The sequence below is a fragment of the Pusillimonas caeni genome (genome assembly GCF_003545815.1).
Lineage (GTDB): Bacteria > Pseudomonadota > Gammaproteobacteria > Burkholderiales > Burkholderiaceae_B > Pusillimonas > Pusillimonas caeni.
Window position 1 is genome coordinate 82,066 of record NZ_PDUW01000012.1, and the last position, 14,185, is coordinate 96,250.

General features: G+C 63.4%; 11 protein-coding genes, 1 tRNA gene and 1 pseudogene. 3 read left to right on the forward strand and 10 right to left on the reverse strand.

Features of this window, described 5'->3' with window-relative positions:
* Positions 1 to 50 precede the first annotated feature (50 nt).
* From nusA to scpB, 4 genes and pseudogenes are all read right to left on the reverse strand, one after another.
* Complete coding sequence (gene nusA / locus CSC67_RS19795) at positions 51 to 1,535, reverse strand: transcription termination factor NusA (protein WP_118996192.1); 1,485 nt, start codon at positions 1,533 to 1,535, stop codon at positions 51 to 53.
* The gene (rimP, locus tag CSC67_RS19800; protein ID WP_118996193.1) at positions 1,532 to 2,023 is read right to left on the reverse strand and encodes a ribosome maturation factor RimP; all 492 of its coding nucleotides are present in this window, start codon (positions 2,021 to 2,023) and stop codon (positions 1,532 to 1,534) included. Before rimP ends, nusA begins: the two co-directional genes overlap by 4 nt.
* 318 nt (positions 2,024 to 2,341) lie before the next feature.
* On the reverse strand, positions 2,342 to 3,931 hold the full coding sequence (locus CSC67_RS19805; protein WP_118996194.1) for a pseudouridine synthase: 1,590 nt from the start codon (positions 3,929 to 3,931) through the stop codon (positions 2,342 to 2,344).
* An 89-nt stretch (positions 3,932 to 4,020) separates the two neighbouring features.
* A pseudogene (gene scpB, locus CSC67_RS21615) lies at positions 4,021 to 4,800 on the reverse strand (SMC-Scp complex subunit ScpB); the annotation flags it as partial.
* Between the two features lie 70 nt (positions 4,801 to 4,870).
* Here scpB and CSC67_RS19815 point away from each other — a divergent pair.
* Positions 4,871 to 4,947, forward strand: a tRNA-Met gene (locus tag CSC67_RS19815).
* 757 nt (positions 4,948 to 5,704) lie between these two features.
* On the opposite strand, the gene CSC67_RS19820 is transcribed toward CSC67_RS19815, so the two are convergent.
* Positions 5,705 to 6,745, reverse strand: a complete 1,041-nt coding sequence (locus tag CSC67_RS19820; RefSeq protein ID WP_118996196.1) for a CobW family GTP-binding protein — start codon at positions 6,743 to 6,745, stop codon at positions 5,705 to 5,707.
* Positions 6,746 to 6,836: 91 nt separating this feature from the next.
* On the opposite strand from CSC67_RS19820, the gene CSC67_RS19825 reads away from it, so the two are divergent.
* Positions 6,837 to 7,994, forward strand: coding sequence for a GNAT family N-acetyltransferase (locus tag CSC67_RS19825; RefSeq protein WP_245220306.1), 1,158 nt, complete (start codon positions 6,837 to 6,839; stop codon positions 7,992 to 7,994).
* 44 nt (positions 7,995 to 8,038) lie between these two features.
* Here CSC67_RS19825 and phaR read toward each other — a convergent pair whose 3' ends face one another.
* The 5 genes from phaR to CSC67_RS19850 form a co-directional block, all read right to left on the reverse strand.
* On the reverse strand, positions 8,039 to 8,608 hold the full coding sequence (gene phaR / locus CSC67_RS19830) for a polyhydroxyalkanoate synthesis repressor PhaR (RefSeq protein ID WP_118996197.1): 570 nt from the start codon (positions 8,606 to 8,608) through the stop codon (positions 8,039 to 8,041).
* Positions 8,609 to 8,700: 92 nt separating this feature from the next.
* Positions 8,701 to 9,438: an acetoacetyl-CoA reductase gene (gene phbB / locus CSC67_RS19835; protein WP_118996198.1), complete on the reverse strand. Its 738-nt coding sequence runs from the start codon at positions 9,436 to 9,438 to the stop codon at positions 8,701 to 8,703.
* Between the two features lie 40 nt (positions 9,439 to 9,478).
* The gene (phaC, locus tag CSC67_RS19840) at positions 9,479 to 11,113 is read right to left on the reverse strand and encodes a class I poly(R)-hydroxyalkanoic acid synthase (RefSeq protein ID WP_118996199.1); all 1,635 of its coding nucleotides are present in this window, start codon (positions 11,111 to 11,113) and stop codon (positions 9,479 to 9,481) included.
* Between the two features lie 103 nt (positions 11,114 to 11,216).
* Entirely contained in the window at positions 11,217 to 12,071 is an 855-nt protein-coding gene (gene pgeF / locus CSC67_RS19845; RefSeq protein WP_118996200.1) for a peptidoglycan editing factor PgeF, read from the reverse strand.
* On the reverse strand, positions 12,059 to 13,021 hold the full coding sequence (locus CSC67_RS19850) for an RluA family pseudouridine synthase (RefSeq protein WP_118996201.1): 963 nt from the start codon (positions 13,019 to 13,021) through the stop codon (positions 12,059 to 12,061). Before CSC67_RS19850 ends, pgeF begins: the two co-directional genes overlap by 13 nt.
* An 88-nt stretch (positions 13,022 to 13,109) precedes the next feature.
* Between CSC67_RS19850 and CSC67_RS19855 the strand changes: the two genes are divergently transcribed.
* On the forward strand, positions 13,110 to 13,916 hold the full coding sequence (locus tag CSC67_RS19855; RefSeq protein ID WP_167752978.1) for an outer membrane protein assembly factor BamD: 807 nt from the start codon (positions 13,110 to 13,112) through the stop codon (positions 13,914 to 13,916).
* The last annotated feature ends 269 nt before the right edge of the window (positions 13,917 to 14,185 follow it).

Below are 14,185 nucleotides of genomic sequence, written 5' to 3' on the forward strand. Positions count from 1 at the left end.
TTACAACTACGATTTCAATAAATTGGCGGTTCAGTTCGGCATGATCACACTCATGCTTCGTCGCCGAACCAGTGCGCGCGCGCCTTCATGATGAGGGCGCTGGCCGCTTCTTCGTCCAACTGGGTGATTTCCGACAGCTCGTCGGTGGCGAGCTCGGCCAGGTCGTCCAGGGTATAGATGTCGTGCTCGCCCAGCTTGACGGCCAGTTCGGGCGTCATGCCTTCGAGCTCGAGCACGGCCGGATCGACCTTTTGCACCTGTTCTTCCTGGGCGATGGCCTCGGTAAGCAGCGCGTTGCGGGCGCGGGCGCGCAGCTCGTTGACCGTGTCCTCGTCGAAGGCGTCGATTTCGAGCAGTTCCTGGATGGGCACGTAGGCGATCTCTTCGAGGCCGGTGAAGCCTTCGTCGATGAGGATGTCGGCCACCTCTTCGTCGACGTCCAGGCGGGTGATGAAGGCCTGGCGCAGCTCGGAACGCTCTTCTTCCTGGCGATTCTGGCTTTCTTCGGGCGTCATGATGTTGATCTGCCAGCCGGTGAGCTCGGAAGCCAGCCGCACGTTCTGTCCGCGCGCGCCGATGGCCTTGGGCAGGTTCTCGGCATCGACCACGACGTCCATGGCATGCCTGTCTTCGTCGACCACGATGGACTCGACGTGGGCGGGCGCCAACGCGCCGATGACGAACTCGGCCGGGTCGTCCGACCACAGCACGATGTCGACCTGCTCGCCGCCCAGTTCGTTGCGCACCGCGGTGACGCGCGAACCGCGCATGCCGACGCAGGTGCCGATGGGGTCGATGCGCTTGTCGTAGGCCACGACGGCGATCTTGGCGCGCACGCCGGGATCGCGGGCGGCCGCCTTGATTTCGAGCAGGCCCTGCTCGATTTCGGGGACTTCGTTTTCGAACAGCTGGCGGATGAACTCCGGCGCGGTGCGCGACAGGATGACCTGCTGGCCGCGGGCCGTGTGATCGACCTTGTGCACCCAGGCGCGAATGCGGTCGCCGACCCGGATGTTTTCTTTGGGGATCATCTCGCTGCGGGGCAGGCGCGCCTCGATCTTGCCGGTTTCGATGATGGCATCGCCTTTGTCCATGCGCTTGACCGACCCCGAGACGATGGTTTCGCCGCGCTCGAGGAAGTCGTTGAGCACCTGCTCGCGCTCGGCATCGCGAATGCGCTGCAGGATGGCCTGCTTGGCCGCCTGCGCGCCGATGCGGCCGAATTCTTCGGGCTCGAGCGGCTCTTCGATGTACTCGCCCACCTCGATGCCGGGCACGAGTTCCTGGGCGTCGGAGTAAAGCTCCTGCTGATCGGGCTCTTGCAGGCCCGCATCATCGGGCACGACCAGCCAGCGCCGGAAGCCCTCGTGGGCCCCGGTCTCGCGATCTATGGACACGCGGATATCGGCTTCTTCTTTGAAGCGTTTTTTCATGGCCGATGCCAAGGCGCTTTCCAGCGCGCCGAAGACCACTTCGCGCGCCACGTTTTTTTCACGCGCCAGGGCGTCAACCAATAGAAGAATTTCGCGACTCATCGCTTTTTACCCTTGAAATCAAGAACGGGATCCAATTTGGCACGATCGACATCGTCGAAGGTGAAGTTCAATACCTTGACCTCGCCGGACTTGCCTTCCGGCTCGAGCTCGAGCCCGAATTCCGGGCCGGCGGCCTGCTCGCCGGCGTCTTCGGGGGCATGCAATATGCCCGAATAGACCTTGCGGTTGTCGACGGCCCGGCGCAGCCTGATCTCGACGCGCTGGCCGGCAAAACGAAGGAAGTCGGCCACGCTCTTGAGAGGGCGGTCGACGCCGGGCGAACCCACTTCGAGACGCTTGTAGTCGATGTTTTCGACTTCATATACGCGCGACAGCTGTTTCGACACCTGCTCGCAGTCTTCTATGCGTACCCCGTCGGCCCGGTCTATGGTGACGCGCAACAGCCCCAAGGGCGCGCGTTCGACATCGACGAGCTCGACATCCATGCCGGCGATGGCCTGTTGCGTCAGTACGAATAGATCTGCCATAAATTCAAAAAAAAAGGGCTGTCATCCAGCCCACTATTGTGGCACCTCGCGCGCCTTGCCTCTATACCGGCAAGGCGCCGGATGCACTAGAAAATGTGCCGCTATATTTCAGTGTTGTCTTTCAGTGCCGCGCCAAAGATCTTGCGCTGCAATCCACCGTCGCAAACACATATAGCTGTAAAGCCCTATATTCTAACAGAAAAGGGCAAAAGCTCGTGGTTTCTCACGAACTTACCGCTAAATATGCCCCCACGCCGCGCAGGCTGACGCTGCTTGCCGCCCCCACGCCGCCGCGAAGCCCGCGCCTGCTGGCAACGCCTAGCGGCCGCGGCCGCCGATGATGCCCAGCCGCGATTCGTGGGCCGAGGCGCTGCGCGGCTGCCAGTCGTCGCCGCGTGCCTGGCCTTTGCCCCGGCCGCCGGCCTTGGGCTCGCCCTGCCTGGCCGCCGTCTTGCCGGCGGCGCCTTTGCCCTTGCGGGGCGTCCTTCTTTTTTCAGCGGCCGGAGCGGGACCCTGCGCCGCCTTCGCGGCCGGGGCCGCCTTGCGGCGCCCCTTGGGCTTCTTGAGGCCGGCTTCCGGATGGCCATTGGGCAGCCCGCCGCTGAACATCAGACCCGTGCCATAGGGGTCGGAGGGGAAGGACTGATTCACCGCGCCCCCCTTGGCCGGCCGGCCGCCCGCGAGCTTGCCGCGCCGGCTGATGCGTGCGCCGTTCAAGCCGTTGCGCTCCATGGTGCCGAAGCCCGGCGGCAGCGCGTTCTCGTTGGAGACCGGCTGGCGCGCCTTGCTGCGCCCGCGCCGCCCTTCGCCGTCCTCGCCGTCGGGGCTGATCAGGCCCAACTGGACCATCAGGGCGGTGACCAGCGTGGAATCAAGCTCTTCCCAGCGTCCACGGCGCAGATTGCGCGGCAGCACAACCTCGCCGAAGCGAGTGCGGATGAGGCGGCTGACGGTGACCCCGGCCGCCTCGAACATGCGCCGCACTTCGCGGTTGCGGCCCTCGTGCAGGGTCGCTCGATACCATTTATTGCTGCCCTCGCCCCCCAGATACTCGAGCGTACCGAACTTGGCCGGCCCATCGTCGAGCTCGATGCCCTCTACCAGACGGGCCTGTTGTTCGGCAGTCAATTCGCCCAGCACCCTGACCGCGTATTCGCGCTCGGCGCCATAGCGCGGATGCATGAGCCGGTTCGCCAGGTCGCCCGAAGTCGTGAGAATGAGCAGGCCCTCGGTGTTCAGGTCGAGCCGTCCGACGGACAGCCACTTGCCCACCTTGATCTTGGGCAGGCGCGCAAATACCGTGGCGCGCCCTGCCGGATCGTCGTGGCTGACGATTTCGCCCGCCGGCTTATGGTACAGAATGACGCGCGGCGGCTTGGAAGCGTTGGGCCGCGCGATGAGCCGTCCGTTGACCCGCACCTGATCCTGTGCGCCCACCCGCTGGCCGATGTGGGCGGGCTCGCCATTGACGGAAACCCGCCCCGCCACGATGAGCTCTTCCATTTCGCGGCGCGACCCGATGCCGGCGTCGGCCAGCACCTTGTGCAGCTTGGGCGTCACGGCATCGCTGCTGAGATACTTGCCCAGGCGCTGCTCCATCTTGGCCGCCTTGTCCAGGTAGGCCAGCGCGTGCTCGGCCTCTTTCTCGGCCCCGGCCTTGGATGCGCCTCGGGCGCGCGGCGCACGAGGGGCGGGACTGGCCTCCGGGGCGGGCGCTTCGCTTGCGCCCTCGGCGGCCGCTTCGTTTACCGCGTCGCCGCGCCGGCGGCGAAAAGGCGTGCGCAATTTGCGCCCTCTTCCCCGGGCCGAGCCGGTCTTGCCTTCGGCCTGCGCGCTCGCGCCGGCTTCGGAACCCTGGTTGGCGGGCGACTCGGTGTCGGCCGCAGTGGGATGTTCTGCTTGATTCATATTGTCAGAAAAGCTCCGTATCAATCTTCTTTGTCGTGCTCGGCGGCCACGCGCTCGGCGGTTTCGCCCGTAGCTTGTGCGTCCAAAACAGGGGGTTCTTCCGCCGCCCCGCCTTGGCCGGCAGCTTCGGTTTCGCTCGGGGCCTCGATGTCCCCCGGCGTCGTCATGTCGCTTGAAGCCTCCGCCCCGCCGGGAGCGGCCGCTTCGGCGAAGGTATCCGCCCCGCCGGGACTTTCTTCATCCGGCGAGGCCTCTTCGGGCTCGTCGCCCGAAGCCTCGCCCAGGTCTTCAGGAGCGCCGGCCATGGCCTGGGCGACCTCCTCGAAATTCAGGCCCGCCAAGGCGGCGACGCCTTCGTGGGTTTCGAGTTCGGGCAGTTCGTCCAGCGCCCTGAGCCCCAGGTCGTCGAGGAACTGCCTGGTCGTACCCAACAAAGCCGGCCGGCCGGGCGCATCGCGATGGCCTAGAACCTCGATCCAGCCCCGCTCTTCGAGGGTCTTGACGATCTGGGACGAGACCGTCACCCCCCGGATGTCTTCGATGTCGCCCCGCGTGACGGGCTGGCGCCAGGCGATGATAGCCAGGGTTTCGAGCACGGCACGCGAATAGCGCGGCGGCTTCTCGGGATTGAGGCGCTCGAGATAGCGCTGCATTTCGGGCCGGCTTTGGAATCTCCAGCCGCTGGACAGGCGGACCAGCTCGAGCCCTTTGTCGGCCCAGGCGTTTTGCAGGCTTTCGAGGTGCCGGCGCATCTGGCTGCCGTCGGGCGCCGAATCGCCGAAGAGCCTGCTCAATTGTTCGATCGACATGGGCTCGTCGGCGCATAGCATGGCCGCTTCAAGCACTCGTATTATCTCTGTTTCTGTCATCAAGTTGCGGGCGGCGCGGCCGCCTCATTTGCATTGCAGGAATAATTGCGTTAATATTTTGTTTTCCAGACGCGGGGTGGAGCAGTCTGGCAGCTCGTCGGGCTCATAACCCGAAGGTCGTAGGTTCAAATCCTGCCCCCGCAACCAGTATTCAAGATGGGCCAAGCGCGAAAGCACTTGGCCCATTTTCATTTGGGCTTTGTGCAGCGCGACGCCGGTCAAAGAACGCCCTTTCAAAGAATGGCCCGTCATCGCACGACCCGTCGCCGAACGGCCTTCCAAAGAACGGCCTTCCAAAGAACGGCCTATTAAAGAACGGCCGCCTATTAAAGAACGGCCCATTAAAGAACGACCCATTGCCGCATGAGCCGCAGCTGAACGCACTGCCACGCCATCCGGCGGCAGCGGGACGGCGCATGTACAGGAACCACATCCTATCGAGAACATATTGGCCAAATAGCTTTCAGCATTAAGCTTTGATCGCAGACTTGCTTGGCGTGCGGACGGGCCGCGCTTGCCGCACGAGGGATCCGCCGAAAGAGTAAAAGCGCGGATGCAAGCGTGGCAGACGGATATATCGGCACAGAGCCCTTTTGGGCCCGCAAAGCACTATGAGCGTATGTGTCAAACACCACCCTGGCCGGGCCGGATTGAAAAATCCAAAGCCGGGTGTCAATTATTTTTGAATTTGCTTATAACCCGCCTGAAGTGCACGGCCCGCGCAAGCGGCGGCATAAAAGACAGGCTGTGTCGGAGAGCTTTGCAGGTTCGCCTTCGGCAAACAGCAGCTTCAATCACGACGAAAATATTAGCGATATTTAAGCCCTATTACACCATCGCGCGCCGCATATTGCAATCTTTTGCGCTGCAAAATCCGTATTTTTTACAACGGCTAGCTGAACGGCTAGCCGGTTTCTATGCCTTCTTCATGCAGAATGGCCCGCAAGCGCGTGGAAAAGCTCGCAGCATCGGCGCCGCTGACGATGAAGACCAGGACCGGCCGCAATTCGCCGGACCGGCCAGGCGCCGTATCGGAGAGCTGTTCGATCGGATAAAGCTGGCGATGCACGCCGTGTACGGCGCTGAAGCTTTCTTCGCCCTTGAAGCGCAAAAGGCCTTTGAGCCGCAGAAGATCCACCCCCGGCAACTCGTGAACGCGACCCATCGCCCGGCTGAAAGCGGAATGGGAGACTTCCTGCAGAACGGGCAAGGTAAGCACCTGGACGGCGCCATGAAGAAGCCTTCGCGCCGCGGGTCCGGCGAGATCGGCCCCGCGTTCGGAAAAAAGCCGCGCGGCATCGCGGCCTATGGCATCGCCCACTGTCGCGGCGGCCAGCAGTTCGTCCAGGCTGGGCAGCGATTGCTGATCGAACATCCGGGCCTGGGCGTTGACCGCCCGTATGGCGTCGACCAGAGCCTCTTTGGCTTCAGGCGAAGCCAGGTCGCCCTTGCTGAGCACCACCGCGTCGGCCTGCACCGCCTGCTGCAAAGCCTGTGGGTGGACCCTGAGATGGTCCGCGCCATGCACACAATCGGCCACCGTAATGCATCCCGCGTAGACGTAGCGGTCGCGCAGAAAGCCCTCGTACTTGAGCGTATGCATCACCGCCGCCGGATCGGCCAAGCCCGTGGTTTCGATCACGATGCGCGAAAAGGGAGGGATCTCTTTGTGCAGGGCCGACAGGAACAGTTCTCGCAAGGCCTCTACCAGATCGCCGCGCACGCTACAGCACACGCAGCCCGACTCCAGCAGAATGACGTTGTCGCTGATGTGCCTGACCCGCTCGTGGTCGATGCCTATCGTGCCCACCTCGTTGATCAGCAGCGCGATCCGGCGCACGGCCTCGGGGTCTGCCCTTTCGGGGGCCAGGATCCGGTTGAGCAGTGTCGTCTTGCCGCTGCCCAGAAAGCCGGTGACCACGGTGACAGGAATTCTGTTGCTCATTGCTCGCACCCCCGCTGGAAAATCACTACACTTGAATGGGCTGCCTTGCGGCCGCGTAATTCTCGATTCACATTTTGCCTTGGTCGCCGCCTTGTCCGAACACTTTGCTCTGGTTGAACATATCAGCGATATTAACGCCGAACATTGGAACAGTCTGACCGAAGGTCACCCCTTGGCGCGGCACGAGTTCCTTCTGGCGCTGCAGGAAACCGGATGCGCGGCTCGCGAGACGGGATGGACGCCGCACTTCCTGGCCCTGTACCGCGATCAGCGTCTCGCCGCGGCAATGCCGCTGTACCTCAAGTTCCATTCGCGCGGCGAATATGTGTTCGACATGGCCTGGGCCCGGGCCTTCGCCCAACACGGCCTGCAGTACTACCCCAAGCTGCTGTCGGCCATTCCCTTCACCCCCGTACCCGGGCCCAGGCTGCTGGCCCGCCGCCACGAAGACCGCGTCCTGCTCGCCCGCCACGCCATCGCCCTGGCCGACCAGAACGAGCTCTCTTCCCTGCACGTGCTTTTTCCGACGCCGGCCGATCTCGCCGCCCTGGAAGAAGCCGGCTTCATGGTGCGCGAGAGCATACAGTTCCATTGGCACAACGAGGGCTACCGGAACATCGACGACTTTCTTTCCCGGCTGAGCCAGAAGCATCGCAAGAAGCTCAAGCAGGACAGAAAGAAAACCGCGCAGGCGGGATTGCATTTTCGCTGGCTCGAAGGGTCCGGCATCGACGAAAACGCGCTGGCGTTTTTTTACGAATGCTATGTGCGCACCTATTTCGAGCATGGCAACCCGCCCTATCTCAGCAAGCGGTTCTTCGAGCAGCTGCTTGCGCACATGCCCGAGAACCTGCTGATCGTCATGGCGTGCCGGGGCGATGAACCGGTTGCCTGCGCCCTGAACGTGCGCAGCCACGACACGCTTTACGGACGCTACTGGGGCACGACGCAGTTCGTATCGGGCCTGCATTTCGAAACCTGCTACATGCAGGCCATTGAATATTGCATCGCCAGGGGCCTGCAGCGTTTCGAGGGCGGCGCCCAGGGCGAGCACAAGCTGTCGCGCGGGATGCTGCCCGTCCGTACGCACTCGGCCCATTGGATTCGCGACGCCCGCTATGCCCGCGCCATCGCCGAGTTTCTGGAGCAGGAAACCGCGATGATGGACGACTACGCCGACGTCCTGCAAGAACACAGCCCCTACAAGAAAAAGGCCCTCGACCTGTTGAACAGCGAGAGCCTCGACTAGGGCCTGTTAACAGGCCCTAGATAGTTTGCGCTTCGGGCGCGGCCCTACTTCTTTTTATCGGGATCGGACGCCCCCGTGGGCGGGAAAGGAAAGACGCTGAACATCGACCGGGTCTGGTCTTGCATCTGGTCCTGCATCTGCACGAACAGATTCTTGCTTTGATCGATGTAGTTGTTCATCATGTTCTGCAGGATGGGAGTCTGCACATTCATGAACTGGGTCCAGGCCTCGGGCCCGAACTGGTTCCCGTACAAGCCCTTCGATTGCTCGGCCATGCGTTCCTGGATCTCCATGAAGGCCTGGATGTTCTTGTCGAGAAACGACCCCATCACGCCTTGCATCGAATGCCCATAGAAGCGAATGATCTGCTGCAGCGCCGTGGATGAAAAAATGGGCACGCCGCCGCTTTCTTCTTCGAGGATGATCTGCAAGAGAATGCTGCGCGTGAGGTCTTCGGCCGTCTTGGCGTCGACGACCTGGAATTCCTCGTGCTGAAGCACCAGCTGCTTGACGTCGGCCAGCGTGATGTAGGCGCTGGTTCGCGTATCGTAGAGCCGCCGGTTTGGATATTTTTTTATCAGTCTTGGCGAGTTGGCCGTCTGGGATTGCGTCATGTCTGTCTGGCGGAAGCGTTTGTATATGGATTGAAGAAAGCGCCGCGCTACGAGAGCGCGGCTTTATCTGCGGACCGCGTCGGCATTCGCCGTCAGCCCATGTGCAGGCCGCCGTTCAAGGAGAAGTCTGCACCCGTGGCAAAGCCCGATTCGTCGGAGGCCAGCCACGCCACCATGGATCCGATCTCGTCCGGTGTGCCCAGGCGCTTGACGGGAATGGTGCTGACGATTTTTTCGAGCACGTCGGGACGGATGGCCCGGACCATGTCGGTACCGATATAACCCGGCGAAATCGTATTGACCGTGACGCCCTTGCTGGCGACCTCTTGGGCCAGCGCCATGGTGAAGCCGTGGATGCCCGCCTTGGCCGTGGAGTAGTTGGTCTGGCCGAACTGCCCTTTTTGGCCATTGACCGAGCTGATGTTGATGATACGCCCCCACTGGTTTTCTATCATACCCTCGATAACCTGCTTGGTGACGTTGAACAGGCTGTTCAGATTGGTGTCGATGACGGCGCGCCAGTCGTCCTGGCTCATTTTACGGAACAGGCCGTCCCGCGTGATGCCGGCGTTGTTGACCAGCACCGCCACCGGCCCATGCTCGGCCTTGACCTTTTCAAAGGCGGCCACGGTGGATTCCCAGTCGGAGACATTGCCGACCGAAGCATGGAACTTGTATCCCAGCGTGGCCTGTTCGCCGAGCCACTGTTGATAGTCGCGGCTGGGGCCGCATCCCGCGACGACCGTATAGCCTTCCTTGGCAAGGCGTTGGCATATGGAAGTACCGATGCCCCCCATGCCGCCTGTGACGTAAGCCAATTTCCCGCTCATTTTGCTTCTCCTTGACGCGAACAATTCTTATGGCCGCACGCTACTGCGATCGTACCGTGACGTAACGGCCCGGGGCCGGCTCGATGGGCGCATAGCGCGCGTTGCCCAGCTTGCCCGACGCTTTCTTGCGCGGACCCGAGTGCGCTGCAAGCCACTGCGACCAATCGGGCCACCAGCTGCCCGGGTGCTCGGTGCACTGGGCATGCCAGAGGTCGGGATCGCCCGGCATGTCGGCATGGGGAACCGCGCCGGGCGCCGCCCAATAACTGCGCTTGCCTTGCGAGGGCGGGTTGACGACGCCCGCAATGTGGCCCGAGGCGCCGAGCACGAAGCGCATGGGGCCGCGCAGCAAGGCGGTGCTGGCGTAGGCCGAGCGCCAGGGCACGATGTGGTCCTCGCGCGACCCGTATATGTAGGCGGGCATCGAGAGCGAGCCGAAATCGAGCGCATGGCCGTCGATCTTGACATGACCGGGCGCCTTGAGGCGGTTCTCGAGGTAGGCGTTGCGAAAATACCAGGTGAAGAAGGGGCCGGGCAGATTGGTGCCGTCCGCGTTCCAGAACAGGAGATCGAAGGCCTGGGGCGCCTGGCCCTTGAGGTAATTGTCGACGACGTAATTCCAGACGAGCTCGTTGGGTCGCAGAAAAGAGAACGTCGTGGCGAGCTCGCGCGCCGACATCAGGCCGCCCCGGTTGAGCTGGCATTCGCGCGCCTCGGCGTGGAACTCGTCGACGAAGACGTCGAGCACCCCCGTGTCGCTGAAATCGAGCAGCGTGGTAAGCAAGGTGAGCGAAGCGACGGGGTCCTCGCCGCGCGCCTTGGCCAGAGCCAATGCCGAAGCGAGCAGCGTGCCGCCGACGCAGAAGCCCAGGGCATTGATCTGTTTCTGGCGGGTGATGTCGCGCACAGCCTGCACCGCCTCGAGGACGCCCTCTTGGAGGTAGTCGGCCCACGTGGCGGTGTCGATGCCGTCATCGTCGGCCGCCTGCGGATTGCGCCATGACACCATGAACACCGTAAAGCCCTGTTCGACGGCATGACGCACGAAGGAATTGTGCGGCTGGAGGTCGAGTATGTAGAACTTGTTGATGCAGGGCGGCACCATGAGCAGGGGAAGCTGATGGACCGTCGAGGTAAGCGGCGCATACTGGATCAGTTGCATGAGCCGGTTTTCGTAGACCACCTGTCCCTCGGTAAGGGCCAGGTCCTGACCGACCTTGAAGCGGGTTTCGTCGGTCTGTGTGATGCGCCCCTTCTGGATGTCGGCCCACAGGCTGTTCAGGCCGGCCCGCAAGGATTCGCCGCGGCTGTCGAGCATGCGCTGCTGCACATCGGGATTGGTGGCCAGGAAATTGGACGGCGACATGGCCTCGACCCATTGCATGCAGGTAAAGCGCAAGCGCTCGCGGGCACGTTCGGGAAGCTGCGCCGCGTCGACCATTTGCTGTATGGCCTTGCCGGACAGCAGGTAGGCGTGTGCCATGACGAGGCTGTAGGGATTGGCGGCCCAGGCGTTGCTTTTGAATCGCCGGTCGGAGGGGGGAGCTAGCGTGCCTTGCTGCGCCTGAAAGAGCATGTCGGCCCAGCCTTTGGAGAACTCTGCCTGAATGCTGGCCAGCTTGTCGGGCGAGACGCTGACCGGAACAGGCCATTCAGGTGAAGATGGGGCATGCATCGCAGATCCTACACAAAACTCTTTGGCTGAATGGTCTCCTGCCAAAAGGGCACTGTCAATCAGGGTAAGTCGCTAGGACCTTTCAATACCAAAGATGACAAGGCTAGGCCGAACGGCCCATGGCCAGCCAGGCCAGCGTCGCCATGCGTCCCGTCCGGCCGTCGCGGCGATATGAATAAAAAAGGTCGGAGCGAGCATGCGTGCACAAGCCGCTGGCCTGCACCTGATGGACGCCCGCGCGCTGCAGGCGATGGACGGCCAGTCCCGCCAGGTCGGCTTGCCATTTGCCCGGACGGCCGGGTGTGAAGAAAGCCTCCACGCCGCCCGGACCGCCGTCCGCCCGATGCCTCCCCGCGGCCTTCAGGTCGTGCTCGACGAAAGCGGACCGCACCTCTTCGCCCACTTCGAATGCGGCTTGACCGATGGCGGGCCCGACCCAAGCGCGCCACTGCGCGCCGGCCGGCGCCCGCTTGCGCAAGGCCGCCAGCATGTTCTCCAGCACGCCGCCCGCCAAGCCGCGCCAGCCCGCATGCGCCACGCCCAGTACCGATCCGTCCAGATCGGAAAGCACGATCGGCAGGCAATCGGCCGTCATGATGCACAGCACGCGCCCGGGCGTCGAAGTGACCGCCGCGTCGGCCTCCGGCGGCAGCTCATCGCCGCCGCAAGCATCGGAGTCGGCATCGAACACCTGGATGCCGTGCACCTGCCTGAGCCATATCGGCGGCCGCGGCAGCAGGGCCGCCAAGCGCTCGCGATTGCTGCGCACGGCCTGCTCGTCATCGCCGACATGCTCGCCCAGATTGAAGGTATCGTAAGGCGCGGCGCTGACGCCGGCCTGGCTTGTGCCGCTCGCATCAACGGCCGCGGCGCTCAGGCGCAAGGTGGTGAAATAGCAAAGCCCCGGCCAGTCGCTTCCTGTGGCGACGGGCATGCCCCGCCAGGTCACGATTCCCATGCGATCTCCTCGAGCGCCGCGGCGAAATCCGCCGGCAGGGCCGCCGAAAAAGAGAGGCGGCGGTCCGACCCGGGATCGTCGAAACTCAGGGCGCGGGCGTGCAGCATCTGCCGCTGCATGCCCGCCGACGCCTTGCCGCCGTACAGCACATCGGCGACGAGCGGGTGCCTGAGGCTGGCCATGTGGACCCGTATCTGATGGGTTCTGCCGGTTTCAAGACGGCATATCACCTCGGTGACCGGGGCGCCTGAACGCAGCCGTCCCGCTCGCCGCGGCTCGTAATGGGTAACGGCCTGTTTGGGCGCAATGGGACGGTCGGTGGACATGCGCACCGGCACTCGCGCATCGCGTCCGATGGGCAGGTCGACCGTGCCGGCGGCACGCAGTTCGCCATGCACCAGGGCGATGTACTCGCGGCTGACCGTGCGCGCCTGAAGCTGTCTTACGAGATGGGTCTGTGCCCGCTCGTGCCGCGCCACCACCAGCAGGCCCGAGGTATCCTTGTCGAGCCGGTGCACGATGCCCGCGCGCGCCACGTGGGCCAGCTCGGGAAAGCAATGCAGCAGGCCGTTGAGCAGCGTGCCGCTCCAGTTGCCGGCGCCGGGATGGGTGACCAGGCCCGCGGGCTTGAAGACGACGATCCAGTCGGCGCTTTCGTCGATCACGTCGAAATCGACCGGCTCGGGCGCGAAGGCGAGCGCCTCGGGCGGCTGCTGGCGCCACACCGTGATCTCGTCGCCCGGATTGACCGTCTGCTTGGCGCGCGTCTGGGCGCCATTGACCAGAACGTGGCCGCCTTCGATCCAGCCTTGCAGGCGGCTGCGGGAATGCTCGGGCATGAGCCTGGCCAGCACCTTGTCGAGACGTTCGGGCGCGGCCTTGGAAGGCTGGCGGAAACACAGGGGTTCCGGCGAAGTTAAACTGTCTGGATCGCTATTTGTGTCAGGCATGGCGACAAATCATATAATCTGACTGCATGCTAACACCAAGGACTCTTTCGTGATTCGCTCCGACTCCCAAACCTCTCGCTTTTCCGGCCTGAAACACTGGTCGCGCGCCCTGGGCGCGCTGGCTGTCGTCCTGGCGGTATCCGGCTGCGGCTCGTTCAAGTCCGAAGTCGACCCCACCGCGGGATGGAGCGCGGAGCGCCTTTACGAAGACGCCCGCACCGAAATGAGCGACGGCAACTGGAACGACGCCCGCACGCGGCTCGAGGCGGTCGAGGCGCGCTATCCGTTCGGCGGATATGCGCAGCAGGCCCTGATGGACCTGGCCTACGTCAACTGGAAGGACGACGAGCCGGAACAGGCCCTGGCGGCCATCGACCGCTTCCAGCAGCAGTACCCCAATCACGCCGGCACCGACTACATGCTGTATCTCAAGGGCCTGATCACCTTCACGCCCCCCAGCGCGGTGTTTTCCCGCATTACCCGCCAGGACCCGAGCGAACGCGATCCCAAGGGCCTGCGCGAATCGTACGAGGCCTTCAACGAGCTGATCAACCGCTACCCGGACAGCCGCTACACCGAAGACGCACGCAAGCGCGTTGCCTGGCTGGTTACGACTCTGGCGCAGAACGAGGTGCATGTCGCCCAGTACTATTACGAACGCAAGGCCTATGTGGCGGCGGCCAACCGCGCGCAAACCGTGGTCACCGACTTCCAGGGCGTGCCCGTGGCTGAAAAGGCGCTTTACATCATGTATTTGTCTTACGACAAGCTCAACATGCCCGACCTGCGCGACGACGCCAAACGCGTGCTGGACGAGAACTTCCCCAACAGCAGGTACTACGAGCAAGGGCTGGACGAGCCGGTCAATGGCTGGAATCCGATCAACTGGTTCTAGAGCGGTGTGGTTGTTGGTTCTTGCGGCGCCGCTCGGGGTATTGAGCGGCGCCTTTGCTTTGTTGCGCTGGGTTCTTTAGCGAAGCCGCCGTTGTGTAATGAGATGGTCAGCCCGCCCCTCGGCGAGGGCGGGTACGCTGTAGGGGGATTTCCCCCTGGAGATAAGGAGACCATCATGGCGACGATCAAGCTGATAGGCATTGACCTGGGTAAGCGCTGTTTTCATCTTCACGGTCAAGATGAGAGCGGCCGGCAAGTACTGCGCAAGAA

What these genes read in the sequence shown, in the direction of transcription:
- nusA (WP_118996192.1), bottom strand. Translation starts at nt 1,535, where the DNA reads ATGAGTCGCGAAATTCTTCTATTGGTTGACGCCCTGGCGCGTGAAAAA.
- rimP (WP_118996193.1), bottom strand. Translation starts at nt 2,023, where the DNA reads ATGGCAGATCTATTCGTACTGACGCAACAGGCCATCGCCGGCATGGAT.
- CSC67_RS19805 (WP_118996194.1), bottom strand. Translation starts at nt 3,931, where the DNA reads ATGAATCAAGCAGAACATCCCACTGCGGCCGACACCGAGTCGCCCGCC.
- CSC67_RS19820 (WP_118996196.1), bottom strand. Translation starts at nt 6,745, where the DNA reads ATGAGCAACAGAATTCCTGTCACCGTGGTCACCGGCTTTCTGGGCAGC.
- phaR (WP_118996197.1), bottom strand. Translation starts at nt 8,608, where the DNA reads ATGACGCAATCCCAGACGGCCAACTCGCCAAGACTGATAAAAAAATAT.
- phbB (WP_118996198.1), bottom strand. Translation starts at nt 9,438, where the DNA reads ATGAGCGGGAAATTGGCTTACGTCACAGGCGGCATGGGGGGCATCGGT.
- phaC (WP_118996199.1), bottom strand. Translation starts at nt 11,113, where the DNA reads ATGCATGCCCCATCTTCACCTGAATGGCCTGTTCCGGTCAGCGTCTCG.
- pgeF (WP_118996200.1), bottom strand. Translation starts at nt 12,071, where the DNA reads ATGGGAATCGTGACCTGGCGGGGCATGCCCGTCGCCACAGGAAGCGAC.
- CSC67_RS19850 (WP_118996201.1), bottom strand. Translation starts at nt 13,021, where the DNA reads ATGCCTGACACAAATAGCGATCCAGACAGTTTAACTTCGCCGGAACCC.